Raw genomic sequence first — 22,422 nt, forward strand, 5'->3', positions numbered from 1 at the left:
GGTGTGGCGTGCGACATGTCCAGAGTATGGGCCTCGCGGGGCCGGAGGGCATCAACCGACGGAGGTACCGAAATGCTCGGTGAGGCGGATGCGCGGACGGCCGACGCGGCCTTACCCGGCTCGCGGCGGCGACCGGGCCGCGGCGCGGCGCGCTCCCGCTCGCGAGACACCACCCGCGGCCCGCGGGTACGACGCGGATTCGAGCTGTCACGGCCGACCGGGTTGGTCGTCGCGCTGGTCGCGGTCCTCGCCGCGGCCTGTTCGGCGGCGCCGACCGATCACACGAGCAGCGGTCCCGTCGGCGGCACCGGCTGCGACACCCCCGGATACAGCGCGGGCGAGATCCGCCTGGGCTTCGTCTACCCGGACACCGGCGCGGGCGCCACCGCGTTCACCGCCGCCCGGAGCGGATTCATCGCGAGGATCGAGCAGGCGAACGCGGCCGGCGGGATCCACGGCCGCAAACTGGTCTACACCTGGCGCGACGACGGCAGCGTGGCCACCCAGAACCTCGAGACCGTCCGCGAGCTGGTCGAGAACGACGACGTCTTCGGCCTCGTCGAGGCATCCATCACCGCCTCCGGCGGAGCCGACTACCTGCGGGAGCGAGGCATCCCGGTGACAGGCGTCCCGGCCGAACAGTTCTGGGCCGACCCGCGATACCGCAACATGTTCGCGTACGCGTACCAGTTCACCGACGGGCCGTCGGTCTCGACGTACGGCGAATACGTCAAGGCGCAGGGCGGCACCCGGGCAGCCGTGGTCCAGAACGATGTCAGCCCGGTCGACCGGGACGTCACGGGGAGGATCACCAGCAGCCTCGCGTCCGTGGGCATCCCGACCGCGCCCGGCCGTTTCCTCTACAACCCGAACATCACCAACCCAGTCCAGCTGGGCCAGCAGCTGAGCCAGGCCCACGTCGACGTGGTGATCACCACCTCCAACGGCCCCGACCTGGCCGCACTCGTGCGGGGCATGAAGACGGCCGGCGCTCCGGTGAAGGTCATCTTCGCGGCCAACGGATATGACGAGAGCCTGCTCAACAAGTACGGCAGCGCGCTGAGCGGCCTGAACGTCGCCACCAGCTACGTCCCGTTCGAGATCGGCAGTCCCGCGCACCAGGCCTACCTGGGCGCGATGCGGCAGTACTCACCCGAACTTCAGCCACCCGACCAGCAACTCGCCCTGGTCGCGTACATCGACACCGACCTGTTCCTCTACGGACTGGACAAGGCCGGTGACTGCCCGACGCGCGCCTCCTACATCGATGCCCTGCGGGCCAGCACATACGACGCGGGCGGCCTGCTGCCGGGACCGGTCGACATGACCAAGGACTTCGGCCAGGTCAACCTCTGCTACACGTTCATGAAGGTCAACGCCGCCGGCACCCGGTACGACGTCGTCCCAAACCCGGCCGCCACTCCCGACAGCCGCAACCGCTGGTGCGGCCACCGGCTTGGCCAGTAGCCCAGGGGCCAGCTGGGTGCCGGAACCGGGAGTGCCTGGCAGGCAGAATGGTATACGTTATCCAACCGAGTCTCGGTGAGGTCTGATCGGGTGGGAGCCGGGGCCCGTGAGGCTGATGTCGCCGCTCGGCCCAGGTGGCCTGCTCGCACCGCTCGCCGCCGGGCTCGGGGTCGTCCGAACCGGCGGGAACGGCGGGAACGGGAAGAGGAATGGGGGCGGGTCGGCGTGAGGGTGGCGACTGAGACCGCGCCAGGCGGCCGTCGCGGTGTGCCGGGCGAGGCCGATGGCGGCGTGATCGGCGGCGTGACCGGATGACCGCCGACGCGCATGAGGCGGCGCTCGACCCGGCGCTCGACTACGAGGTCATCGTCATCGGAGCCGGTTTCGGCGGCCTGTACGCCCTCCACGAGCTTCGCGGAGCCGGCTTCTCGGCCCGCGCGTTCGAGTCCGGCGGGGGCGTCGGCGGCACCTGGTACTGGAACCGTTACCCGGGGGCCCGCTGCGACGTCGAGAGCGTCGACTACTGCTATTCGTTCTCGCGCGAGCTGACCGCCCAGTGGGCCTGGTCCGAGCGGTTCGCCGGCCAGCCCGAGATCCTGCGGTACGCCGAGTACGTCGCGGAGCGCTTCGATCTGCTGCCGATGATCACTTTCGACACCCGGATCACCTCCGCGCGTTACGACGACGGCGACCACACCTGGACCGTCGAGACCGACCGGGGCCGGCGATTACGCTGCCGGTTCCTGGTGGCGGCGGTCGGCGCGCTCTCGGCGACGCAGGTGCCGGACATCCCCGGCCGCGACCGCTTCACCGGCCCCATCCACCACACCGGCCGGTGGCCGCACGGGGGAGTCGACCTCGCGGGCAAACGGGTCGGGGTGATCGGTACCGGCTCGTCGGGCATCCAGGCCATCCCTGAGATCGCCGCCGAGGCCGCCCACCTCACGGTCTTCCAGCGCACCCCGAACTACAGCCTGCCGGCCCGCAACCGGCCGATGTCCAGCCGCGAGATCTGGGTCGCCCAGCGCGACTACGAGGGACTGCTCGCCTCCGGCAGCACCAACGCGGGCGTGTACAACGCCGGGACCGACCGCTGCGCCTTGGCTGACCCGCCTGAGCGGCGCGCCGAGGAGTACGAACACCGCTGGGCCGTCGGCGGTACCGAGCTGATGCGCACCTACACCGACACCGGGCGCGACCTCGAGGCCAACGAGACACTCGCCGAGTTCGTCCGCGGGAAGATCCGCGAGATCGTCGCCGACCCGGACACCGCGGCCTCGCTCGTCCCGACCGACTACCCGATCGGCTCGAAGCGGATCTGCCTCGACACCGGCTACTTCGCGACCTACAACCGTGACAACGTCACGCTGGTCGACCTGCGACGCGAGCCGATCACGACGATCACCGAGGCCGGGATCGACACCGTGGCGGCGACGTACGACCTGGACGCGCTGGTCTTCGCGACCGGGTACGACGCCATGACCGGCCCGCTGACCCGCATCGACCTGCGCGGCGCGGATGGTGACACGCTCGCCGAGCGGTGGTCCAGCGGGCCGCGCAGCCTGCTGGGCATCGCCGTCGCCGGGTTCCCGAACCTGTTCACCCTGACCGGGCCGGGCAGTCCCTCGGTGCTGGCCAACGTGATCCGGGCGAACGAACAGCACGTCGACTGGGTCGTCGCCTGCCTCACCTACCTGCGCGAACGGGGCCTCACCCGCATCGAGGCCGACGCCGAGGCCCAGGACGCCTGGGCAGCCCACGTGCACACGGTCGCGACCCACACCCTGTATCTCCACGCGAGATCCTGGTACCTGGGCGCCAACATCGACGGCAAACCCCGGCAGTTCATGCCCTACATCGGCGGCATGGTCGCCTACCGCGAGGCATGTGACGACTGCGCCGCTGCCGGCTACTCGGGGTTCGCCCTGTCCGGCGCCCGCCGCGGATCCGCGGCCACGACCCCGGGTATGGCCGCGGGCCCGGCCTCTACCCCGACTTCGGCCCCGGCCCCGGCCGTGAAACCGGCCTGACGAGCGAGCTTTGATCGACGAGACAGGAGTTCACCCATGGGGCGGTTCGACGGACGTGTCGTCTTCATCTCTGGCGGAGCCCGCGGCCAGGGCAGGTCGCACGCCGTGCGGTTCGCGTCGGAGGGCGCCGATGTGGCGATCTTCGACGCTCCCCAGCGGCCCGGTTCCATCGTCTATCCGCTCGGAACGCGGGAGGAGATGGCCGAGACGGCCAAGCTGGTCGAGGACCTCGGCCGCCGGTGCCTGACGATCGTCGCCGACGTGCGCGATCCCGCTCAGGTCGCCGAAGCGGTCACCGAGACGGTCGGTGAGCTCGGCCGCCTCGACTTCTGCCTGGCCAACGCGGCGGTCCTGAGCAAGAGCACGATCGCGAAGATGACCGACGACACCTGGCGCGACGTCATCGACATCAACCTCACCGGCGTCTTCAACACCCTGCGCGCGGTACTGCCGACGATGCTCGAGCAGCGGTTCGGCCGGATCGTGGCCACCTCGTCGCTCGCCGGACGCACCGGCCAGCCCTACCTGGGGCACTATGCCGCCGCCAAGTGGGGCGTCATCGGCCTGGTCAAGACGCTCGCCCTCGAGGTCGCCACGCAGGGCATCACCGTCAACGCGGTGCTGCCGACCTCGGTGGACACGCCGATGATTCTCAGCCAGGAGATGCTGCGCGAGATGGTGCCGACCGAGAACCCGACGGTGGCCGACGCCGCGGCCGCCTACGGTTCGAGCCATGCCATCCCGGTGCCGTGGGTCGAGGCGGCCGACATCTCCGGCGCCATCGCCTACCTCTGCTCGGACGACGCCCGCTACGTCACCGGCGAGACCCTGTCGGTGACAGCCGGGGCCATGGCCCGGAACTCGGCGTAGGGATCCGGCGAATCGAGCGGCGCCTTCACGAGAATCTGCTCGGTTTTACCTGAGCCTGATGATTTTCTTACCCGGCGGGCGGGGGCCAGAGGACAGGCTCGCCGCCGTGAGGACATCCGCGACGCGAGGCCCGCGCACGCCGAGGACGGGCGCGACCTGGCGTACGACGAGAACACTGATCGGAACAGTGGTCGTCGCCGTGCTGCTCGCCGGCTGTGGAGGTGCCGCTGCCAACCGTGGGCCGGGCGCGGTTGTCCCTTCGTCGGGCGCCGACGCGTCGGCGACGCCCGGTACGCCCGGCACCGTGACGGCGGGCGTCGACCCGGCCGTCGGGGTGTCGACCCAGCCGGTGTATCCGCTTGTACCGCCCAACCAGGGAAGCTTCGAGGGCTTCACCACCTACTCGTACATCCCTGCCCATCCCGCGGGGATCATCTATTTCTTCCACGGCTCGGGCGGTGGCGCCAACTTCGCGGTCAAGGTCGAGAGTGTCGACGTCCTCAACGAGATGATCGGCAGAGGGTTCGGCTATGTGGCCACGGAGAGCACCGAACGCTCCGGAGATCGGCGCTGGAACGTCGACGACCCGTCCATGACGTCCAACCCCGACCTGGCTCGGATGGACCGGCTGCGCCGGCACGTCATCGACACCACCGCCGTCGACGCCGGCACACCCACATACGGCATCGGCATGTCCAACGGCAGCGCGTTCGCCGCGTTGTGGGCCGCGGCCGAGAGCTCGGCCGATGTCCCCATCGGCGCGGTAGCCCTGTACATGGCCGGTCCGACCAAGGCTGTCGACCGGCTCGGCGGGCTGCGGGTGCCCACCTTCATGGTGGTCGGGGCCAACGACACCGTTACCAGTCCCGCCAAGGAAAAGGCCGACCTGGCCGCGATCGCCCGCGCCGGATACCCCACCGAGCTGCACGAGGTCAGTCAGCGAGCCGTGACCCCGGCGCGCTATCTGCGCGTACCAGGCGTCACCGAGGCGACGGCGACGGCGGTCGTCGCCGCCTACCGGCAGGCCGGGATGATCGATTCCGCTGGCCAGTTGCTGGTCTCCTTGCCCGCAGGACGCGGGAACACCGTCAGCGATCCCTTCAGCGGCGTCCGTCTACCCGCAGGCCTCACCGCGGGCCAACGCACCGCGGTTGACGCCGAGACGCTCGCCACGATCGGCGAGCACCAGTTCAACGCGGAGTTCAAGGCGCAGAACGCGGATTTCTTCGCCGCCCACCGGGCCGCCTGACGACATCGACCCGGCGGAGGGCGCCGCCGACCGCCGCTACCGGCGGGCCGCGCCTTCCCGCCTCACCCTCCCAGCGTGGTGATCTTGGGTTTCTCGCTGTGGATGCTCCGCTTGTCGCGTACGTAGATGATCCCGGGCTTTCCGTCGCCAGGGCTGCGGCGACTCACCTCGAACAGGCTGATCGCGGTCAGCAGGTCGCTGAGCTTGGTGTAGCCATAGCTCCTGGAGTCGAAATCCGGCTTTCGCTTGGTGATGATGTGCCCCACGGAGGCCAGCGTCGCCCAGCCGTCGTCGTCCGAGGCGGCGTCTATCGAATTGCGCAGCAGGTTGATCAGCTCGGCATCCCCCTTGAGCTGCAACGTGGGTGGGCGTGTGCTCAGCCTGGGAACCACTCCGGCGGTGGCGATGGGCTCGGCGTCGGTCAGGTTCTCGACGTAGATGAACTTGTCGCACGCGGCGACGAAGGCCTTCGGGGTCTTGCGCTCGCCGAAGCCGTACACGGTCAGCCCCGACTCGCGCACACGCTGGGCGAGCCGGGTGAAGTCGCTGTCGCTGGAGACGATGCAGAACCCGTCGAAGCGGCCGGAGTACAGCAGGTCCATCGCGTCGATGACCATCGCCGCGTCGGTGGCGTTCTTGCCGCTGGTGTAGGCGAACTGCTGGATGGGCTGGATCGACTGGGCGAGCAACTGGTCCTTCCAGCCCCGCAGGCTGGTTCCGGTCCAGTCCCCGTAGGCACGTTTGACGTGCGCGGTGCCGTACTTGGCGACCTCGGCCAGCAGCCCCTCGACGCTCGCGGGCGACGCGTTGTCCGCGTCGATCAGTACCGCGAGCCTGGCTGTGTTCTCGCCGGCCATGAACACACCTCAATCGTCGATACCGGCGCAGGCGTCCGGTGACGTCCAGTATCGACGCGTCCGACGTGCGGTTGGGAGCGCCCGCCGTTTCTATGCGGCCGTGACGGGTGTGGGTGTCGTCGAGGTGAGCCGGTCGCCGCTGGTCGGAACCTGCTCGGTCAGGGGCAGCACGATCTGCTCGACGACGGAGGTGACGAATTCGTCGGGTAGCAGCGGGCTGTGGAGCAGGGAGTACTGGACCAGCATCGCGGGACCGCTGCTGGCCACCAGCCGGGACGCCGCTTCGGGGCGGACCTCGCCGCGCTCGGCGCCGCGCCGCAGCACCTCGAAGATCAGGTCGATGCAGGGCTCGACGACGTGTTGGATGACGGCCTGGCGAACGAACCCTCGCTCGCAGCCGGCCTCCGCGGAGACGAGCTGGAGCGCCGTCCCTCTGGTCGAGGTGAAGGAGGTCTGCACGCACCGCAACAGTGCGTGTACGTCCGCGCGTACCTCGCCGGTCAGTACCACGGCGGCGGGCGAGGGCAGCACGTCCCGCAACGCCTCGTTGATCATGTCGTCCTTCGTCGCCCACCGGCGGTAGAGGACGGTCTTGCTGGTCCGCGCGGCCGCCGCGACCTTGTCCATGGTCAGATTGGCGTAGCCGACCGCCTGTAGCTGCTCGAACACGGCGTCGAAGATCGCCTTTCGCAGGTTGTCGCCGCGGCGGCGCGTGGCCGTGGTGGCGCCGGGGCGCGAGCCGGGGGTGGGGGCGACCGTCATGGGCCGGCTACTCCCACCCGGTCGTCGCGCTCGATCCTCGCGGCACAGCCTCGATCGTATCGCCAATTTTAAGATACTCATTGGTATCCAATGGGTCGACGGTCTTGCTAGCATGCCCGCAAGGTACGAGATCGGACCTTATCTGGGCTCCGTCGAGGAGGTATCGATGTCGACAGCCGCGGCGGCGGCCCCGCGCGAGGAGCGTCCCCCCGGTGCTCCACCCCGCCGGATCGCTCCACCCGACCGGACGCGGGGCGGCGTCACTCTCGCCGTGATCGTGTCCAGCCAGCTGATGCTGGTCCTGGACACCACGATCGTGAACGTCGCGCTGCCCGACATCCAACGGGCGCTGCGCTTCTCACCCACCGACCTGGCCTGGGTGCTCAACGCCTACACACTCGCCTTCGGCGGCCTTCTCCTGCTGGGCGGCCGGGCCGGCGACATCCTTGGCCGACTGCGGGTCTTCCAGGCCGGCGTCCTGTTGTTCGCCGCCGCCTCGCTGGCCGGCGGCCTCGGAACCGAGTCATGGATGCTGATCGCCTGCCGCGTCGGCCAGGGCGTCGGCGCCGCCTGCGCGTCGCCGAACGCCCTGGCGCTGCTCACGGCGAACTTCCCCGAGGGCCCCCGCCGGACGAAGGCGCTCGCGGCCTGGGCCGCGGCCAACGGCGTCGGCGGGTCGATCGGCCTCATCCTCGGCGGGATGCTCACCACCTGGGTGTCCTGGCGCTGGGTCATGTTCATCAACGTCCCGATCGCGATCGGGGTCGCGGCGCTGGCGCCGAGGTTCGTCCGCGGCCCGACGCGCAGTCCCGGGCGGTTCGACGTCACCGGCGCGCTCACCGCGACCGTCGGCCTGGCCGCCCTGACGTACGGCTTCATCCGGGCGTCGTCCGACGGCTGGGACGATATTTGGACCCTGGCCGCGTTCGGACTCGCGGTCGTCGTGCTCACACTGTTTGTCGCCCACGAGGCCCGGACCGAGCAACCGGTGGTCCCGTTGCGGCTGGTGGCTGAACCCGCCCGAGCCCGGTCCTACTTCCTGCTCCTGCTGCTGCTCGGAAGCATGTTCAGCATGTTCTTCTTCACCACCCAGTTCCTCCAGGAGGTGCTTGGCTTCAGCGCCCTGCGGGCGGGTCTCGCGTTCCTTCCGCTCTCGGTCGGCCTCCTGGTCTCCGCGCAGCGGACGTCCACGCTGCTACCAAGACTCGGCGCGAAGCTGCTCATGCTCGCCGGTGCCGCGCTCTGCGGCGGCGGGATGGGCTGGCTCACCCAGCTCTCGGAGAACACGAGCTACGCGACCGGGATTCTCGGCCCGATGCTGCTGTTTGGTCTGGGGGTCGGCATGCTGATCGTGCCGCTCAACATCAGCGTGGTCGCCGGCGTCGACCCGAAGGGCGCCGGAGCGGCGTCGAGCATGATGGTCGTGACGCAGCAGGTCGGAGCCGCGCTCGGCCTCGCGGTACTGGTCACGGTCTACGGCGCCGCGAGCCGCGACGCCGCGAGAAACCCGCCAGCCGGCCTCGACCCGCGGGAACTGCACCACCACATCCTGGCGGGCGGCATGGCCGGCGCCTTCACCGTGGCGACGGGATTCGTCGCCGCCGTGTTCCTGACAGTGCTGCTGACCTGGCGAAACCATCAAGGCCAGCCATCGACGGAGATCCAGCCGTCCGAGGCCTCGCCGAGTCAGGCACCGGGCCCGGCGGCAGCCGACGACTGAGGACTGACACCCGGTCGATGGCAATGGGTTCGGACTGTCTGCCGGTCGCAGGGGACGGCTTGCCTGGTTGGACGTAGTTGTTTTGGTTTCGTCGTCGAAGTTGGGGTAGCTCCTGGTTCGTCGCGGTCGCCGGGCTCGGCGGCTGAAACGGCGAACGCCGGCCTGGTGGGGGCCGGCGGTTATCGCGGGACCGAGCTGATGCCAAAGCGCTGAGTGAGACTGCGTCGGACATCAGCTTCCGGGTCGCGAGGCACATCGGATCCGGAGAAAGGTGTTGATCATGGCAAGGAATCCTCGTCAGACCGGCCCTCAGGCCGCCTCGGCCGCGGGCAAGACGCTGACCCGTAAGAACGCACCCAAGAAGGCAGGGAAGGTCGCCGCGGCGAGCGCGCTGTCGCAGGCACCCGACAGCACCGGGCAGACGGGTGTGAAGGCAGCCTCCGCCGCAGGCAAGACGCTGGCCAGCAAGACTGCGACCAAGGCGGAGAAGTCCGCCGCTGCCAGCACGCTGGCGCAGACGCCGGCCCGTCCCAAGAAGAAGTGATGCGCGGCTGCCCGGGTCCCACACCCGGGCAGCCGCCCCACGGTGTCGCCGGTCGGCCGGCCGTGCCGAGCGTCGCGCCGCCAAACGCGCCGGCGGTCGCGGCATGGTGTCCTGGGTCAGGTGACCGGCGACCTGTGCGTGTCCTGCGAGATCGCCGAGGACGCGACGAAGGCGAGCGTCGTCTACGAGGATGACGACGTGCTCGCGTTCATGGACTACCAGCCGGTGACACCGGGGCACCTGCTGGTCGTGCCGAGGGCACATGCTGTGAGGTTGGTGGAGCACGGTCTCGAACGCGCTTTGTGTGAGCGATGAGTTCGTGCGGCGGCCCGGGTCCGCCCTGGCATGACCCGAATCATCGCGGACATCTCGATCTCCCTCGACGGCTTCGTCACCGGGCCCGACCCCGGACCGGACAGCGGTCTGGGCATCGGAGGGGAAGCCCTGCACATCTGGGCGTTCTCCGACAGCGCTGACGATCGACAGATCCTGCGCGAGTCGACGTCCCGTTCGGGCGCCGTCATCCTCGGGCGCCGGCTGTTCGACCTGGTCGACGGGCCGAAGGGTTGGAACGACGAGACCGGCTACGGCGCCGGCGAGGTCGGCAAGCCCGCGTTCGTCGTCGTGACGAGCTCGCCGCCGGAGTCGGTGCGGCTCTCCGATCTCGACTGGACGTTCATCACCACCGGCCTGCCCGACGCCGTCACCGCCGCGCGCGTGCGGGCGGAGGCGGCGTCGTCGGACAGCGGCCAGGATCTCGACGTCGTCCTCATGGGCGGCGGCGCCACGATCGGCTCGGCGCTCGACGCCGGGTTGGTCGACATGCTGACGCTGCACCTCGCGCCCGTGGTGCTGGGCGCCGGGACGCCGCTGTTCACCGGCGCGGCGCCGCGCACGCTGGTGCAGCGGAGTGTGGTCTCGACGTCGACCGCGACACACCTGACCTACGACGTCGTCAGATGACGTCGTAGGTCAGGTCGTCATGGGCTGCCAGCGGCCCGGTCGCCGGCTTCCGCGCCCGTCTCGCCACGCTCGAGACCCGCGGGTGGCACCGGGCTCCCGGTTCGGCGAGCACGACCGGTTCTTCCGCGTCGGCTTCGGCCACCTGCGCGTCGGCTTCGGCCACCTGGCGGCCCACGACTTCAGCGCGGTGCTCGACCGGCCCGCCGCCCCCTCACCGGTTGAGCCTTCCCGCGGTCCGGCGCCTGGGGGCACCAGCGGACCAGCAAGGAGCCCGAAGGAAGCCCGCTTCTAAGAAAATTAAGATCAACATATTGAAAGTTGAACACAAGTCGGATACAACTTGAAATATGACAGGGCAAGCGATGGACTGGCAGGAACTCACGAACCTGACCCGGGGTCAGCCGTTCGCCGTCGAGCGGGTGCGCCTGGCTGGGAGCGGCGTCGCGATCGAGGGCGAGTTCGAGCTGCCGCAACTGGCTCAGCTGGGCGTCGAGGATCAGGTCTTCGTGACGGCGTTCGTGCGGTGTCACGGTTCCATCAAGGAGATGGAGCGGATCTTCGGGGTGAGCTACCCGACGATCAAGTCGCGACTGAACCGGATCACGCAGATGCTCGACTTCGTCGAGACCGATCCGGCGCCGTCGCGGGCCGACATCATCGATCGGTTGCGCCGCAGCGAGATCACCGCCCAGCAGGCATTGGCCGCACTGGAGGGTCGCGGATGATGCCGCAGCTGGTGACCGCGCGGGTCGAACACCCGGACGGTCGTCCCACCCGGATCTGGGTCCCGGTACTCCCCGTGGTGCTCGTGCTCTCGCCCTTCGTCGTCCTGGCCGTATTGGTGGCCGCCGTGGCCTGCCTCGTCTACCGCGTCAGCGCGGTGCGGGCACTCGGCACCGGTTGGCGCTTCGTCTCCGCGTTGCCCGGCACCCGGGTCGACATCGCGCAGGGCCGAACGGCCGTGCTCATAACCATCCGATAGGAGGACCCGATGAACGAACAGCGCAAGGACATCCTCGACATGCTGGCCGAAGGAAAGATCACCGCGGTGGAGGCGGAGCAGCTCATCGCCGCGCTCGAACGGGACCAGCCGCCGACGGCGTCGAGTCTCGACACCCGGCCGAAGGGCAGGGCGAAGTACCTGCGGGTGGTGGTGAACACCCTGGAGAACGGCGAGCCGGGGCGGGTCAACGTGCGGGTGCCGCTGCAGCTGCTGCGGGCCGGCGTAAGGCTGGCGGCCCTGATCCCCCCACAGGCACTGGGTCGGGCGAACGTCGAACTGAACAAGTCGGGCGTGCCGTTCGACCTGACGCAGCTCAAGCCCGAACAGCTCGAGGCACTCGTGGAGCACCTCGACGAGATGACCGTGGAGGTCGACCAGCCCGATGCCAAGGTGCGTGTCTTCTGCGAGTAGGCGCCGTCCAGTCGGACGGGCCCTCGAGAGGGTGCTCGAACACCCTCTCGAGGCCGCGCCCGCCGCGGCAGAGCACGGTCTGAACTGCCACCCCAAAGCCTAGCCGCAGTCGGCGGCCCGCAGCTGGCTGCGGGCCGTCTGGGCTGATCGACCACACACTTCAGCGGTAATCGCCATTTCCTGTCAGCTTGCAGGTGAGTCCGGCGGAAACCCGGGTAGGAGCAGACGACGTAGACGCAGAACGGACACGCAGAGAACGGAGTCGAAATGACGAGGCCCACGTCAGTGCCCGACACCGCGAACTCGCGGGTCACGGACAGCAACCCGTATGCACTGCCGGACGGGGGAGCCGTCCAGAACGCCGATGGCCAGGCCGCTCCGCATCCCGGGTACCCGGTTCCGCCGGGCGACCAGACCGGGCTCATGCCCTATCCGGAATCCGGGCAGGAGCAGTATGGCCGCTCGCCCCATCGGTACGGCGCTGACCCCGCCGGCGAATCCTCCGGCGTCCGCGTGCTGTGGATTCTGGGATTCGTCCTGGGCGTGCTCGGTGTCGTGTTCCCGCTCGCCGGGGTCGCCGGGGTCGTCTGCGGTGCCGTGGCCTGGGGCAAGGGGAGTAGCCGAGGCAAGACGGCGACGATCGTGGCGATCGTGGGCACGGTGGTCGGTGTGGTCCTCGGGAGCCTGCTGTACATGTGATCCGTGACCGCGTCCCGTCCGGCGACGTGGCGGTCGCCCTCCGATCGACGAGGCCCGAACTGGAATGCCCAGTTCGGGCCTCGTCGCATCAGGGCATCCGGTTCAGACGGCTGAGGGCGCGGGAAATTTCGCCCGGTTGACGGGAAAGGCCGGTTCGTGCGTAGTGCGGGATACGGGGGTGTGACGGCGGTGCTGCGTTCGGTGTTCGCGCCCGACGCGCTGCGAGTGGTCGTCGAGGAGGCCTACGGGCTGGTGGTCGAGGGATGCATGCTGTTGAGGTCGTTCGTGAACGACGTCTACGAGGTCCGTTCCGTGGGCGGGCGTCATGTGCTGAAGATTTACTGCCACGGCCGCCGGTCGAATGCCGAGGTGGCCTGGGAGCTGGAGTTCGTCGCTCATCTGGCGGCGGCCGGCGTTCCCGTGGCCAGGATCGTGCCGCTCGTGGGCGGCCAGCTCGTCGGTGAATTGGCCGCTCCGGAAGGCCCTCGACCGTTCGCGCTGTCCGAGCATGTCGACGGGTGTAAGCCCGAGGAGCCGTTCGACGGGACCCTCCACCGCGACTTCGGTCGGCTCGTTGCGCGGTTGCATACCGCTGGGGACTCGTTCCGCGCTGTTCGACCTGGCAGGGGGTTCATCCTGGAGCGGATGTTGGACGAGCCGCTGGCAGCCGTGCTTTCCGCGCTTCGCGACCAGCCAGAGACGCGGGATGTCGTTCGTCGGGTCGCGGCTCGGGCTCGGCGCCAGATCGTCGAGCATGCCGACGGTCTCGACCGTGGGCCCTGCCACGGCGACGTGTCGTTGGATAACATTCGTCTCACCAGCGGCGGTCTGGTCATTTATGATTTTGATCTCGCCGGTGATGGGTGGCGCGCGAGCGACCTGACCGGGGTGCGCGCCACGCCGTTCTGGGACGCGTTCGCCGCCGGATATACCGAGGTCCGCCCGCTCGGCCCGCGCGATCTGGCTGTCCTGCCCTGGCTCGCGGTCGCGGGTACGGTAGCCAACCTGCGGTTCCATCTCGTCGACAAGCCCCGGTTCCGCGGTACCGAGTCCGTCGACGAAGGCTGGGCCGCACGGGAGCTGGCCAGCCTTCAGGCGATCGCCGACGACCTGATCTGACCGGTCCAGCCAGGCCGGTGATGGCGGCGACGGCCACGTCCCAGCTGGCGACGCGACGGTCGCCTTCCGCGATCGACGAAGCCCGAACTGGATGCCCAGTTCGGGCTTCGTCGTATGTCAGGGATCGATCCTGGTTGGGAATGTGATCCGCAGGCTCAGCCCTCCGTCGTTGCCGGGCTGGGCGGTGACGCGCGCGTGGTGGCTGTCAGCGATGGCCTTGACGATCGCGAGGCCGAGGCCGAACCCACGCCGGCCGGTATCGCCTGCCTGGTTGGGTCGGCCACGCCGGAACGGTTCGAAGAGTCCGTCGATGTCGTGGGGGAGGAGTCGCGGGCCGCTGTTGGCGATGATGAGGTGCGCGTGGGCGTCGGTCATCTCGGTGCGGATGGTGATCCAGCCGCCGGGCACGTTGTGGTCGATGGCGTTCTCGACGAGGTTGCGGACGAGCTGGTGAAGCAGGATGGGGTCTCCGAGCACCGGAGCCGCCGTGAGGTTGGCGTCGATCCGAGGGCTCGTCGGATTGTCCGTGCCGGTTTGGATGAGGATGTCCGCCGCCATGTCAGCGAGGTCGACGGGCATGGGTTCAGTGAGTTCGTTGCCGCCGTCGGCGAGGGTCAGGAGCCTGTCGACGAGGTCGGCGTTCCTCGCGTTGACGGCCAGCAGGCGCTCGGCGAGGTGCACGGTGTCTGGATGCGCGCCGGGCTTGGTGGCCGCGAGCTCGATCACGGCTCGTTCGAGTGCGAGCGGGGTGCGAAGCTCGTGGGAGGCGCTCGCGACGAAACGGCGTTGGCCGTCGAATGCGCGGTCGAGGGACTCGAGCATGGCGTCGAAGGCGTCGGCGAGCCGTTTGATGTCGTCGCTGGGCCCGGAGAGCCCGATGCGTCGGCCCAGATCGCGCTGGGGGCCGGTGGACCGGGCGATCTGTCCAGCGGCGATGGTGATGGTCTGGAGCGGTCGTAGGCCGCGTCCGGCGAGGATCCAACCGGTGCCCGCGGTGGCGAGGCTGATGACCAGAACGATGCCGCTGCCCGGCACGAGCAGCGTGTCGAGGGCGGCGTTCCTGATCTTCTCCTCGTTGTCCCTGATCTGGTCGACGAGCTCGTCGAGGCTGATCCGGTTTCCGTTGGGCGTGGTGATCGTCGCTTCTCTCGACTGGCCGGCCTTCTGCCGGAGGGCGGCGATGCGGGAGTCGGAGTCTCCGGCGAGCCTGGCATCGAGACGGGCCTGGACGACCAGGTAGAGCAGCGTCAGGATGACCGCCCCGGCGAGGAGGGACAGCATTCCGTAGAGAATGGTGAGGCGGGCGCGCAGGCTCAGGCGGCTCATGGGATGCGGTATCCCGCCGCTGGCAGCGTTTCGATCAGCTGGGGTGTGCCGAGTTTGCGGCGCAACTTCATCACCGTCACGCGGACGGTGTTGGTGAAGGGATCGATGTTCTCGTCCCAGACCTTCTCCAGCAGTCGTTCGGCGGACAGGACCCCGCCGTCGGCGCGGAGGAGCTCGACGAGGAGCGCGTATTCCTTGTTCGTGAGCATGACTGGTCGGTCGTCGCGGGTGACGGTTCGGCTGGTCTGGTCCACCCGCAGTCCGGAGCGTTCGAGAACCGGTGCGGCGGCAGGCAGGGTGCGCCGCGCCAGGGCGTGCACCCGGGCGGACAGCTCGGCCAGCGCGAAGGGTTTGACCAGGTAGTCGTCGGCGCCGATCGCGAGTCCTTCGACGCGGGCGCGAATCGCCGAGGCGGCGGTGAGCATCAGGATCCGGGTCGGGCGCCTGGCCGCCACGATCGCGCGGCAGACGTCGTCGCCGTGCACGACTGGCAGGTCTCGGTCCAGGACCACGACGTCGTAGTCGTGGGCGGCGCACTTCTCCAGGGCCTCGCCGCCGTCGTGGGCGACGTCGACCGCGAACGACTCCCGGGCCAACGCCTCGCGCAGCGCGTCGGCGAGCTGCGGCTCGTCTTCCACGATCATCACCCGAACCACGGCGCTGCCCACCCCTCTCCTGACCGGTGACCTGTGCAGCGTGCCGCACCTCGCATAACCAGCGGATAACCAGCGCCGCCCGCCGTTACGGCGTGGTTATCGGCGGCGCCGTCCACTGGGCGGTGTGCTTGGGCGCCGTCCCGGCCTGGTGATGGAGGAAGCGGATGATTCGAACCACGACGCGACCGTTTGCGGCCGCGACGGTCGGCCTGAGCCTGGTGGCGGCGGTGCTGGCCGGGTGCGGCTCCGGGGCAGGCGCGAGCGCGGCGCCTGGCGGTAGTGCCGCGGCGACGCCGCCAGCTCAGACCTACGCCGAGTGTATGCGCGACCACGGTATCGACATGGCTGACCCGGATCCATCCACCGGCGTTCCGCAGCTCGGCGAGGGCGCCGATCCGGCCGATCCGGCCGTCAAGGAGGCCTTGTCGGCCTGCCAGAGCCTTCTGCCCGCAGGCGGCCGAGGAGAGCCGAGCGACGCGGACCTCGACGTCTACGTCGCCTTCGCGCAGTGCATGCGCGACAACGGCCTACCTGACTTCCCCGACCCACAGCCTGGTTCATCCGGTGGCCTGTTCGCCGGCGCCGATGTCGACCGCGACGATCCGGCGTTCCAGCAGGCCGCCCAGCACTGCCAGGGCATCCTCGACGAGGCCGGCGCGTGACCATGGCCGAGAGCGGGACGAACGAGACAGAGCCGGGGGAGCGGGGCACGACCGCCCCGCCGGCGGCGGCCGAGCGGACGACCGGTGGTCGGCGTGCGCCGAGCGGGCCCGGCGCGCGGGCGCTGATCGCCCGGCTGGTGGCCTCGCCGCGGCGCCCATCCGGCCGGCACCTGCTCGTCGTCGCGGGCGCGGGAGTCGTCTCGCTGATCGTCGCCGCCGCGGTGGGATTCGGCGGCGGCTCGCCGGGGCAATCGAGCAACCCGGTTCCCGCGGCGACCGCGACGGTCGAACGGGGCACCCTCACCCAGACCCAGCAGGTCGGCGGCCTTATCTCCTACGGCGAGCCGGTCGGGCTCGTCGCCCAGCAACAGTCCGGAGTCGTCACCTGGATCGCCGCGCCGGGAACGACGGTGAAGATCGGCCAACCCGTCTATGCGGTCGACGGCAGGCCGGTCATTCTGCTGCACGGCACCGCGACGCCGTATCGGACGCTCGCCGCTGGCACGGTCGGGCCCGATGTGAAGGAGCTGGAAGCCAGTCTCAAGGAGCTCGGCTACCTCGGCGCCGGTGTCACCGCCGACGACACCTTCGATGCCGCCACCGTCTCGGCTGTGCAGGCGTGGCAGGGGAAGAGCGGGCTACCCGTCACGGGGACCGTCCCGCCTGACCAGATCTTCGTCCATGACGGCGACATCCGGGTCGCCCTGCAGACCACCCCGGTCGGCAGCCATTTGGGCCTGCAACCCAACCAGCAGGTCATCACGTTCAGCGGCACCAGACAGGTCGCGTCGATCCCGTTGGACGTGTCCCTGCAGCATCTCGTCCGCACCGGCGACCCGGCGACCGTCACCCTTCCGACCGGTCAGCGGCTTGGTGGCACGGTCAGCAGCGTTGGCACCGTCGCGCAGACCATCGAGGAGCAGAAGAAGACCTTCGTCACCGTGATCGTGTCCTTTGATGATCCCTCCGCGCTCGCCGGTGGCTTCGACTCGTCGCCGGTAACACTGACGATCGTCACGGGGCAGCGGCTGGACGTGCTGAGCGTGCCGATCACTGCGCTGATGGCGAACCCGCACGGCGGGTATGCGGTCCAGACGGTCCGGGACGAGCACGCGACGCTCGTACCCGTCACCACCGGCATGTTCGCGAACGGCAGGGTCGAGATCAGCGGCGCGGGCATCGTCGAGGGCGCCGCCGTGCGCGTCGCCCAATGAACGCCGCGGCGACCACCGTCGTCGTCCTCGACCGGGTGTCCAGGTGCTTTGGCCGGGTCAGCGCCCTGGTGGACGTCAGCCTGCGGATCGACCATGGCGAGCTTGTCGGCATCGTCGGGCCTTCCGGGTCAGGCAAGTCGACGATGCTCAACCTGCTCGGCACCCTAGACGGGCCAACCACCGGAACGGTCACCATCGAGGGCGAGCCAGTCCACGCGCTGAGTGACCATCAACGGTCGGCGCTGCGCGCCCACCGCATCGGGTTCATCTTCCAACAGTTCCACCTCGCGCCCGGCGTCCCGGCGTTGGAGAACGTGGCCGACGGCCTGCTGTACGCCGGCGTGCGCCGGGTGGAACGGCTCGAACGCGCACGCGCAACTCTTGCCCGAGTCGGGCTCGATCACCGGATCCACCACAGGCCGCACGAGCTGTCCGGCGGCGAACGCCAGCGCGTCGCGATCGCCCGCGCTGTCGTCGGCGGGCCCGCGCTGCTGCTCGCCGACGAACCGACCGGCAACCTCGACTCGTCGGCAGGGGCCGAGGTGATGGCCCTGCTCCGAGAACTCCACCGCGCTGGAACCACCGTCGTGATCATTACGCATGACCGCGACATCGCCACCGCCCTGCCAAGACGCATCGAGATGCGAGACGGCCGCAAGGTCGCCGACACCGCCGACATTCCTTCGCTCCGGGGGGCTCTTACATGACCACCGCCCGGCCCTTGGCCGACGCTGGCCGCGCGCTTCGCCCGAGCCATCTCACGGCACGCGACCTTCTTCGGGGCGGCGCCGCCGGTCTGCGTGCGCGGCCCACCCGCGTCGCGCTGTCCGCCCTAGGCATCGCGATCGGCATCGCGGCCATGATCGCGGTCCTGGGCATCTCGTCCTCCAGCCGGGAGGACTTCCACCGTGAGATCGCCTCGCTCGGCACCAACCTGCTCACCATCGGCCCGGGTCAGAACCTTTTCGGCGAGCAGGCACACCTGCCGGCCGAGGCCGTCACGATGATCGACGCCATCGGCGACGTCGAATCAGTCAGCGCCATCGGCCTCGTCCCAGACGCCAGGGTCTACCGCAACGACCGCATCCCAGCCGCGGAATCCGGCAGCATCGCCGTCCTGGCGAGCCGGCTCGACCTACCTGCCACCGTCGGCGTCGACCTCGTCGCCGGCGCCTATCTCAACGACGCGACCCAGAACTATCCCGCCGTGGTCCTTGGATCGACCGCGGCGGCCCATCTGGGCGTGGACTCGACCGGACCCGACCAGCAGGTCTACGTCGGTGGCCAGTGGTTCACCGTCGTCGGCATTCTCGCCCCCGTCGGCCTCGCGCCCGAGCTCGACCGCGCGGCCCTCGTCGGCTGGCCCGCCGCGACCGACCTGCTCGGCTTCGACACCTTCCCGACGACCGTCTACACCCGCGCGAACCCCGGCCACGTCGAGGACACCCAGACTCTGCTCGCCCGCACCGCCAGTCCGTCGGCGCCGAACGAGGTCGACGTCTCGCGCCCCTCCGACGCGCTCGCCGCGCAGCACGCCGCCGACTCCACGCTGGGCGCGCTGCTGCTCGGCCTCGGGATGGTGGCCCTGCTCGTCGGCGGAATCGGCGTCGCGAACACGATGGTCATCTCCGTCCTCGAACGGCGCGGTGAGGTGGGACTTCGCCGCGCGCTCGGAGCCACCCGCGGCGACATCCGCAACCAGTTCCTGACCGAGGCGCTGCTGCTGTCCACGCTTGGCGGGATAGCGGGACTTGTCCTCGGCGTCGGCGTGACCACCTGCTACGCCACCCTCCAGAGCTGGCCCACCGTCGTCCCACCTTGGACGATGGGTCTCGCTCTCGGCGCCGCTGTCACCATCGGCGGGGTCGCAGGGCTGTACCCCGCCATCCGCGCTTCCCGCCTCCAACCCACCGAAGCCCTCACCGCGCCCTAGCCGTCCGGCACCCGCCGCGGATGGGTTCGCCGTGCTCTGAAGACTGAACGGGGCTGGACGGCGCACGGCGGGACGAGGGCGAGATCGACCTTGACCGTCACGATGCTGGATACGCAAGGTCACGAATTGACCGCGCATTGCGCCGAAGTGGCTCGTTGGCAGTCGGAAGGGTCGTTGCCGCTCCTGGCGGCAACGTCGGCGAACTAACGTCGGCGAACTTCTGTGTTTGGGTGGCGCGACGGGTGGGATAAAGCTCTGGAAATCATGACGGGTGATCGTCGAAGTGCTTCGCCTACCTGGAGGCTCCCATGGTCTGGACCATCATCTTCTGGCTTTTGCTCGGCCTTGTTGCCGGCGCGATCGCGCGTTTCCTCGTGCCCGGCCGTGACCCGATGGGTGTCGTGGCGACCATCGTCGTCGGCGTCGTCGGTTCGTTCATCGGCGGATTCCTTGGATACCTCATCTTCGGCAAGGACCTGAATGAGGGCGCGCTGCAGCCGTCCGGGATCATCGGGTCCATCATCGGCGCGATTCTCGTCCTGCTGGTCTACCGGGCCGCGAGCCACCGCCGCGTCCTGCGCTGACGCCGCGGCGCTGAGGATCGATCCCGTCAGCCCATAGGAGACACGGATCGGTCGGCTGGCAGGTCACGCCAGGCAGCCGTTTGCGGGCGACGTCCACCTGAACGGGCGGTCGGGATGCCAGAAGGCATCCCAACCGCCCGTCGCCGGCATAACCGCATAACCGTCAGCGCGTCGAATTCGGGATCGTCGAATGCGGGATCGTGGCCGGATTTCGATGCCGATCCAGGCAACCGTGGAGGTGGATCGTGCTCATCGCCGAGGAACTACTCCTGCTCGCTCTCGATCCGGCCAAGGGCTCGTCGGTGAACTCGTCACGGCAGCCGCTGACCACGACGCTGAGCGGCGCGCTCATCGCCGAGCTCGGCCTCGCGCACGTCGTGATCCTGGACGGGAAGCGGTTTCACCCGGTGGGGCCGCCACCGTCCGACCCACTGCTGGCGGCGGCGCACCGCGCGATCGGCGAGGTGAAGGGCCGTCGCGCCGTCGACCAGGTGCGCCGGCTCGACAAGGCGCTGGGCGGGGTGTGGAGCGTGGTGCTCGATCGCCTCGTCGAGGAGAAGGTGGTCGGGCGGGAACGGCGACGGATTCTGCTGTTCCCGGTCACCCGGTTCCCGGTGCTGCGGACCGATCTGCGCGACGACATCGTGCGCCGCTCGCGGCAGGCGGCTCGTGGCAGTGGCCCACTCGACGCCCGTACCGCCGCACTGCTCGCGCTCACCGGACCGTCGCGGCTCCTCGAGGTCGTGGCACCGGACCGCGCCGACCGCGAGCACGCCAAGGAGCGGATAGCCACCGCCACGTCGGCGACGCCGGTCGCCCCGGTCGTGGTGCGCGTCCTGCGGGAGGCCCAGGCGGCAGCCAGCGCGGCCATCGGCGCCAGCACGGCGGCAATCGCGGGGAGCGGCTCGTCCTGACCCACGCGTGAAACCGGTCAACATGAGGCGCATGAGAAACCAGTGGTCCTTCGAGCTGACCAGCGTCGTTCCCGCGTCCGCGGAAACGGTCTGGCATCGGGTCGTGACGCCCGAGGGCATCAACGACGAGATGCGTCCCTGGATGACGATGACGCTGCCCCACGGCGTGGGTGAAGTCTCCATCGAAATGATCCGCCTCGGGGTGCCGGTCGGCCGAGCGTGGCTGCGGCTCTTCGGCGTCCTGCCGTTCGACTACGACCGGCTGATGCTCACCGAGCTCGAGCCGGGCCGCCGGTTCCACGAGGAATCCACCATGCTCAGCATGCGGCGATGGGTCCACGACCGCACCGTCGAGGCCACGACCGGCGGCGCGGCCCTCGTCACCGACCGGGTCATCCTGCAACCGCGTGTCGTCCTGTGGCCGGCGGGCCCATTGCTCCGGATCCTGCTCCGCGCCTTCTTCGGGCACCGCCATCGCCGGCTACGGCGACACTTCGCGCGGTGACCATCAGGGCGCGGTGACCATCAGGGCTTGAGCGCGACCGCGCCGTACAGCCACTCGGTGCGCGGGCTCTCGTCGTCGCCCGGGTGCCACTGCCAGGGTCGGACGAGGCCGGGCTCGATGAGGTCCAGGCCGTCGAAGTAGCTCTGGATCGTGGCGCGTGGCCGGAACGTCATGGGTGAGGTGGCGTTGCGGTACGCGGCCTCGGTGCGGGCCACGCCCTCGGCCGGTGGCCCGTCGGTCGTCAGGTGGGACAGGACCAGGTAGGAGCCCGAGGGGACCGCCTCCAGGAACTGGGCAAGCAGACCGCCCGGGTCCTCGGCGTCCTGGATGAAGTGGAACAGGGCCACCAGGAGCACGGCGACGGGCCGCGAGAAGTCCAGCAGCGCGGTGGTTTCCGGATGGGCGAGGATTCCCGCCGGGTTCCGGGCGTCCGCGGTGATGATCGCGGTGGTGTGGTCGTCTGCCAGCAACGCGCGCCCGTGGGCCAGCACGATGGGGTCGTTGTCGACGTAGACGACGTGTGGGGCGGGAATGACCTGCTTGGCGATCTCGTGGACGTTGCCCTGGGTGGGCAGGCCGGTGCCGATGTCGAGGAACTGGTCGATGCCCGCGCGGGCGAGCCACCGGGTCGCCCGCTGCAGGAACCGGCGGTTCTCCCAGACGACGTCGTGGGTCACCGTCCGGCCGAGCGCGGCGTCGACCTTGGCGGCGGCCTCCCGGTCGACCTCGAAGTTGTCCTTGCCGCCGAGGAAGTAGTCGTACATGCGCGCCGGTGTCGGCTGGTCAGTCCGCAGGTCCGCAACCTGACCACCCGGCGTGCTGTCGGGTGCCGCGGACGTGAAATCCCAGCTTGTCATCGTTCCGCCTGTCGAGAGCCAAGCCCCGGACGGTCCCGGTGACCGCGGTGGTCAAGTGGGGCATGTCGACAATATCG

General features: G+C 69.6%; 26 protein-coding genes. 20 read left to right on the forward strand and 6 right to left on the reverse strand.

Annotated features, from left to right (window positions below):
• Positions 1 to 72 precede the first annotated feature (72 nt).
• From FRCN3DRAFT_RS0215605 to FRCN3DRAFT_RS0215620, 4 genes are all read left to right on the forward strand, one after another.
• Positions 73 to 1,467 (forward strand): ABC transporter substrate-binding protein, encoded by a 1,395-nt coding sequence (locus FRCN3DRAFT_RS0215605; protein ID WP_007515730.1) that lies wholly within the window; start codon positions 73 to 75, stop codon positions 1,465 to 1,467.
• 311 nt (positions 1,468 to 1,778) lie between these two features.
• The gene (locus FRCN3DRAFT_RS0215610) at positions 1,779 to 3,497 is read left to right on the forward strand and encodes a flavin-containing monooxygenase (RefSeq protein WP_007515729.1); all 1,719 of its coding nucleotides are present in this window, start codon (positions 1,779 to 1,781) and stop codon (positions 3,495 to 3,497) included.
• A gap of 36 nt (positions 3,498 to 3,533) precedes the next feature.
• On the forward strand, positions 3,534 to 4,367 hold the full coding sequence (locus tag FRCN3DRAFT_RS0215615; RefSeq protein WP_007515728.1) for a mycofactocin-coupled SDR family oxidoreductase: 834 nt from the start codon (positions 3,534 to 3,536) through the stop codon (positions 4,365 to 4,367).
• A 106-nt stretch (positions 4,368 to 4,473) separates the two neighbouring features.
• Positions 4,474 to 5,616 carry an alpha/beta hydrolase gene (locus tag FRCN3DRAFT_RS0215620; protein ID WP_131803604.1) on the forward strand — a complete coding sequence of 381 codons (1,143 nt, stop codon included), beginning with the start codon at positions 4,474 to 4,476 and terminating at the stop codon, positions 5,614 to 5,616.
• Positions 5,617 to 5,678: 62 nt separating this feature from the next.
• Here FRCN3DRAFT_RS0215620 and FRCN3DRAFT_RS0215625 read toward each other — a convergent pair whose 3' ends face one another.
• Both FRCN3DRAFT_RS0215625 and FRCN3DRAFT_RS0215630 read right to left on the reverse strand, forming a co-directional pair.
• A complete protein-coding gene (locus FRCN3DRAFT_RS0215625; protein WP_007515726.1) occupies positions 5,679 to 6,473 on the reverse strand; it encodes an NYN domain-containing protein in 795 nt (264 codons plus the stop codon).
• 90 nt (positions 6,474 to 6,563) lie between these two features.
• On the reverse strand, positions 6,564 to 7,235 hold the full coding sequence (locus tag FRCN3DRAFT_RS0215630) for a TetR/AcrR family transcriptional regulator (RefSeq protein ID WP_007515725.1): 672 nt from the start codon (positions 7,233 to 7,235) through the stop codon (positions 6,564 to 6,566).
• Between the two features lie 166 nt (positions 7,236 to 7,401).
• Here FRCN3DRAFT_RS0215630 and FRCN3DRAFT_RS44665 point away from each other — a divergent pair, with 166 nt between their 5' ends.
• From FRCN3DRAFT_RS44665 to FRCN3DRAFT_RS0215650, 4 genes are all read left to right on the forward strand, one after another.
• On the forward strand, positions 7,402 to 8,955 hold the full coding sequence (locus FRCN3DRAFT_RS44665; RefSeq protein WP_007515724.1) for an MFS transporter: 1,554 nt from the start codon (positions 7,402 to 7,404) through the stop codon (positions 8,953 to 8,955).
• 280 nt (positions 8,956 to 9,235) lie between these two features.
• Entirely contained in the window at positions 9,236 to 9,499 is a 264-nt protein-coding gene (locus tag FRCN3DRAFT_RS51520) for a hypothetical protein (protein ID WP_007515723.1), read from the forward strand.
• A 120-nt stretch (positions 9,500 to 9,619) separates the two neighbouring features.
• Positions 9,620 to 9,814: an HIT family protein gene (locus tag FRCN3DRAFT_RS44675; RefSeq protein WP_007515722.1), complete on the forward strand. Its 195-nt coding sequence runs from the start codon at positions 9,620 to 9,622 to the stop codon at positions 9,812 to 9,814.
• A gap of 30 nt (positions 9,815 to 9,844) precedes the next feature.
• Positions 9,845 to 10,462, forward strand: a complete 618-nt coding sequence (locus FRCN3DRAFT_RS0215650; protein ID WP_007515721.1) for a dihydrofolate reductase family protein — start codon at positions 9,845 to 9,847, stop codon at positions 10,460 to 10,462.
• Here the strand turns inward: FRCN3DRAFT_RS0215650 and FRCN3DRAFT_RS54085 are convergent.
• Positions 10,455 to 10,625, reverse strand: coding sequence for a hypothetical protein (locus FRCN3DRAFT_RS54085; protein WP_157845218.1), 171 nt, complete (start codon positions 10,623 to 10,625; stop codon positions 10,455 to 10,457). The two genes, FRCN3DRAFT_RS0215650 and FRCN3DRAFT_RS54085, sit on opposite strands and share 8 nt — an antisense overlap.
• A 184-nt stretch (positions 10,626 to 10,809) precedes the next feature.
• Between FRCN3DRAFT_RS54085 and FRCN3DRAFT_RS0215660 the strand changes: the two genes are divergently transcribed.
• The 5 genes from FRCN3DRAFT_RS0215660 (at position 10,810) to FRCN3DRAFT_RS0215680 (ending at position 13,694) form a co-directional block, all read left to right on the forward strand.
• On the forward strand, positions 10,810 to 11,187 hold the full coding sequence (locus tag FRCN3DRAFT_RS0215660; RefSeq protein WP_198535979.1) for a DUF2089 domain-containing protein: 378 nt from the start codon (positions 10,810 to 10,812) through the stop codon (positions 11,185 to 11,187).
• Entirely contained in the window at positions 11,184 to 11,444 is a 261-nt protein-coding gene (locus FRCN3DRAFT_RS0215665) for a hypothetical protein (RefSeq protein WP_007515718.1), read from the forward strand. The genes FRCN3DRAFT_RS0215660 and FRCN3DRAFT_RS0215665 overlap by 4 nt, the downstream gene beginning before the upstream one ends.
• A 9-nt stretch (positions 11,445 to 11,453) precedes the next feature.
• Positions 11,454 to 11,876, forward strand: coding sequence for an SHOCT-like domain-containing protein (locus FRCN3DRAFT_RS0215670; RefSeq protein ID WP_007515717.1), 423 nt, complete (start codon positions 11,454 to 11,456; stop codon positions 11,874 to 11,876).
• 267 nt (positions 11,877 to 12,143) lie between these two features.
• A complete protein-coding gene (locus tag FRCN3DRAFT_RS0215675) occupies positions 12,144 to 12,575 on the forward strand; it encodes an NADH dehydrogenase [ubiquinone] 1 beta subcomplex subunit 11 (RefSeq protein WP_007515716.1) in 432 nt (143 codons plus the stop codon).
• 156 nt (positions 12,576 to 12,731) lie between these two features.
• Entirely contained in the window at positions 12,732 to 13,694 is a 963-nt protein-coding gene (locus FRCN3DRAFT_RS0215680; RefSeq protein WP_007515715.1) for a phosphotransferase enzyme family protein, read from the forward strand.
• A gap of 117 nt (positions 13,695 to 13,811) precedes the next feature.
• Here the strand turns inward: FRCN3DRAFT_RS0215680 and FRCN3DRAFT_RS0215685 are convergent, their stop codons facing one another.
• Positions 13,812 to 15,020 carry a sensor histidine kinase gene (locus FRCN3DRAFT_RS0215685; RefSeq protein WP_007515714.1) on the reverse strand — a complete coding sequence of 403 codons (1,209 nt, stop codon included), beginning with the start codon at positions 15,018 to 15,020 and terminating at the stop codon, positions 13,812 to 13,814.
• Positions 15,017 to 15,664 carry a response regulator transcription factor gene (locus tag FRCN3DRAFT_RS0215690; RefSeq protein WP_198535980.1) on the reverse strand — a complete coding sequence of 216 codons (648 nt, stop codon included), beginning with the start codon at positions 15,662 to 15,664 and terminating at the stop codon, positions 15,017 to 15,019. The genes FRCN3DRAFT_RS0215685 and FRCN3DRAFT_RS0215690 overlap by 4 nt, the downstream gene beginning before the upstream one ends.
• A 176-nt stretch (positions 15,665 to 15,840) precedes the next feature.
• On the opposite strand from FRCN3DRAFT_RS0215690, the gene FRCN3DRAFT_RS0215695 reads away from it, so the two are divergent.
• The 7 genes from FRCN3DRAFT_RS0215695 (at position 15,841) to FRCN3DRAFT_RS0215725 (ending at position 21,488) form a co-directional block, all read left to right on the forward strand.
• Positions 15,841 to 16,338, forward strand: a complete 498-nt coding sequence (locus FRCN3DRAFT_RS0215695; protein ID WP_007515712.1) for a hypothetical protein — start codon at positions 15,841 to 15,843, stop codon at positions 16,336 to 16,338.
• A 2-nt stretch (positions 16,339 to 16,340) separates the two neighbouring features.
• Entirely contained in the window at positions 16,341 to 17,552 is a 1,212-nt protein-coding gene (locus tag FRCN3DRAFT_RS0215700; protein ID WP_232794294.1) for a peptidoglycan-binding protein, read from the forward strand.
• Positions 17,549 to 18,259, forward strand: coding sequence for an ABC transporter ATP-binding protein (locus FRCN3DRAFT_RS0215705; RefSeq protein ID WP_007515709.1), 711 nt, complete (start codon positions 17,549 to 17,551; stop codon positions 18,257 to 18,259). Before FRCN3DRAFT_RS0215700 ends, FRCN3DRAFT_RS0215705 begins: the two co-directional genes overlap by 4 nt.
• Positions 18,256 to 19,485, forward strand: a complete 1,230-nt coding sequence (locus FRCN3DRAFT_RS0215710) for an ABC transporter permease (protein ID WP_007515708.1) — start codon at positions 18,256 to 18,258, stop codon at positions 19,483 to 19,485. Before FRCN3DRAFT_RS0215705 ends, FRCN3DRAFT_RS0215710 begins: the two co-directional genes overlap by 4 nt.
• Positions 19,486 to 19,793: 308 nt before the next feature.
• Positions 19,794 to 20,069 carry a GlsB/YeaQ/YmgE family stress response membrane protein gene (locus FRCN3DRAFT_RS0215715; protein ID WP_007515707.1) on the forward strand — a complete coding sequence of 92 codons (276 nt, stop codon included), beginning with the start codon at positions 19,794 to 19,796 and terminating at the stop codon, positions 20,067 to 20,069.
• A gap of 245 nt (positions 20,070 to 20,314) precedes the next feature.
• Positions 20,315 to 20,983 carry a GOLPH3/VPS74 family protein gene (locus FRCN3DRAFT_RS0215720; RefSeq protein ID WP_007515706.1) on the forward strand — a complete coding sequence of 223 codons (669 nt, stop codon included), beginning with the start codon at positions 20,315 to 20,317 and terminating at the stop codon, positions 20,981 to 20,983.
• A 31-nt stretch (positions 20,984 to 21,014) separates the two neighbouring features.
• Positions 21,015 to 21,488 carry an SRPBCC family protein gene (locus tag FRCN3DRAFT_RS0215725; protein WP_007515705.1) on the forward strand — a complete coding sequence of 158 codons (474 nt, stop codon included), beginning with the start codon at positions 21,015 to 21,017 and terminating at the stop codon, positions 21,486 to 21,488.
• A 20-nt stretch (positions 21,489 to 21,508) separates the two neighbouring features.
• On the opposite strand, the gene FRCN3DRAFT_RS0215730 is transcribed toward FRCN3DRAFT_RS0215725, so the two are convergent.
• Entirely contained in the window at positions 21,509 to 22,345 is an 837-nt protein-coding gene (locus tag FRCN3DRAFT_RS0215730; RefSeq protein ID WP_007515704.1) for an SAM-dependent methyltransferase, read from the reverse strand.
• Between the last annotated feature and the right edge of the window lie 77 nt (positions 22,346 to 22,422).

Origin of the sequence: Pseudofrankia saprophytica (assembly GCF_000235425.2) — a bacterium.
Lineage (GTDB): Bacteria > Actinomycetota > Actinomycetes > Frankiales > Frankiaceae > Pseudofrankia > Pseudofrankia saprophytica.

Bases quoted from the DNA above. Each gene is read 5' to 3' on its own strand.
- FRCN3DRAFT_RS0215605 (WP_007515730.1), top strand. From the start codon at position 73: ATGCTCGGTGAGGCGGATGCGCGGACGGCCGACGCGGCCTTACCCGGC.
- FRCN3DRAFT_RS0215610 (WP_007515729.1), top strand. From the start codon at position 1,779: ATGACCGCCGACGCGCATGAGGCGGCGCTCGACCCGGCGCTCGACTAC.
- FRCN3DRAFT_RS0215615 (WP_007515728.1), top strand. From the start codon at position 3,534: ATGGGGCGGTTCGACGGACGTGTCGTCTTCATCTCTGGCGGAGCCCGC.
- FRCN3DRAFT_RS0215625 (WP_007515726.1), bottom strand. From the start codon at position 6,473: ATGGCCGGCGAGAACACAGCCAGGCTCGCGGTACTGATCGACGCGGAC.
- FRCN3DRAFT_RS0215630 (WP_007515725.1), bottom strand. From the start codon at position 7,235: ATGACGGTCGCCCCCACCCCCGGCTCGCGCCCCGGCGCCACCACGGCC.
- FRCN3DRAFT_RS44665 (WP_007515724.1), top strand. From the start codon at position 7,402: ATGTCGACAGCCGCGGCGGCGGCCCCGCGCGAGGAGCGTCCCCCCGGT.
- FRCN3DRAFT_RS51520 (WP_007515723.1), top strand. From the start codon at position 9,236: ATGGCAAGGAATCCTCGTCAGACCGGCCCTCAGGCCGCCTCGGCCGCG.
- FRCN3DRAFT_RS0215650 (WP_007515721.1), top strand. From the start codon at position 9,845: ATGACCCGAATCATCGCGGACATCTCGATCTCCCTCGACGGCTTCGTC.
- FRCN3DRAFT_RS0215660 (WP_198535979.1), top strand. From the start codon at position 10,810: ATGACAGGGCAAGCGATGGACTGGCAGGAACTCACGAACCTGACCCGG.
- FRCN3DRAFT_RS0215665 (WP_007515718.1), top strand. From the start codon at position 11,184: ATGATGCCGCAGCTGGTGACCGCGCGGGTCGAACACCCGGACGGTCGT.
- FRCN3DRAFT_RS0215670 (WP_007515717.1), top strand. From the start codon at position 11,454: ATGAACGAACAGCGCAAGGACATCCTCGACATGCTGGCCGAAGGAAAG.
- FRCN3DRAFT_RS0215675 (WP_007515716.1), top strand. From the start codon at position 12,144: ATGACGAGGCCCACGTCAGTGCCCGACACCGCGAACTCGCGGGTCACG.
- FRCN3DRAFT_RS0215685 (WP_007515714.1), bottom strand. From the start codon at position 15,020: ATGAGCCGCCTGAGCCTGCGCGCCCGCCTCACCATTCTCTACGGAATG.
- FRCN3DRAFT_RS0215690 (WP_198535980.1), bottom strand. From the start codon at position 15,664: ATGATCGTGGAAGACGAGCCGCAGCTCGCCGACGCGCTGCGCGAGGCG.
- FRCN3DRAFT_RS0215695 (WP_007515712.1), top strand. From the start codon at position 15,841: ATGATTCGAACCACGACGCGACCGTTTGCGGCCGCGACGGTCGGCCTG.
- FRCN3DRAFT_RS0215700 (WP_232794294.1), top strand. From the start codon at position 16,341: ATGGCCGAGAGCGGGACGAACGAGACAGAGCCGGGGGAGCGGGGCACG.
- FRCN3DRAFT_RS0215705 (WP_007515709.1), top strand. From the start codon at position 17,549: ATGAACGCCGCGGCGACCACCGTCGTCGTCCTCGACCGGGTGTCCAGG.
- FRCN3DRAFT_RS0215710 (WP_007515708.1), top strand. From the start codon at position 18,256: ATGACCACCGCCCGGCCCTTGGCCGACGCTGGCCGCGCGCTTCGCCCG.
- FRCN3DRAFT_RS0215715 (WP_007515707.1), top strand. From the start codon at position 19,794: ATGGTCTGGACCATCATCTTCTGGCTTTTGCTCGGCCTTGTTGCCGGC.
- FRCN3DRAFT_RS0215725 (WP_007515705.1), top strand. From the start codon at position 21,015: ATGAGAAACCAGTGGTCCTTCGAGCTGACCAGCGTCGTTCCCGCGTCC.
- FRCN3DRAFT_RS0215730 (WP_007515704.1), bottom strand. From the start codon at position 22,345: ATGACAAGCTGGGATTTCACGTCCGCGGCACCCGACAGCACGCCGGGT.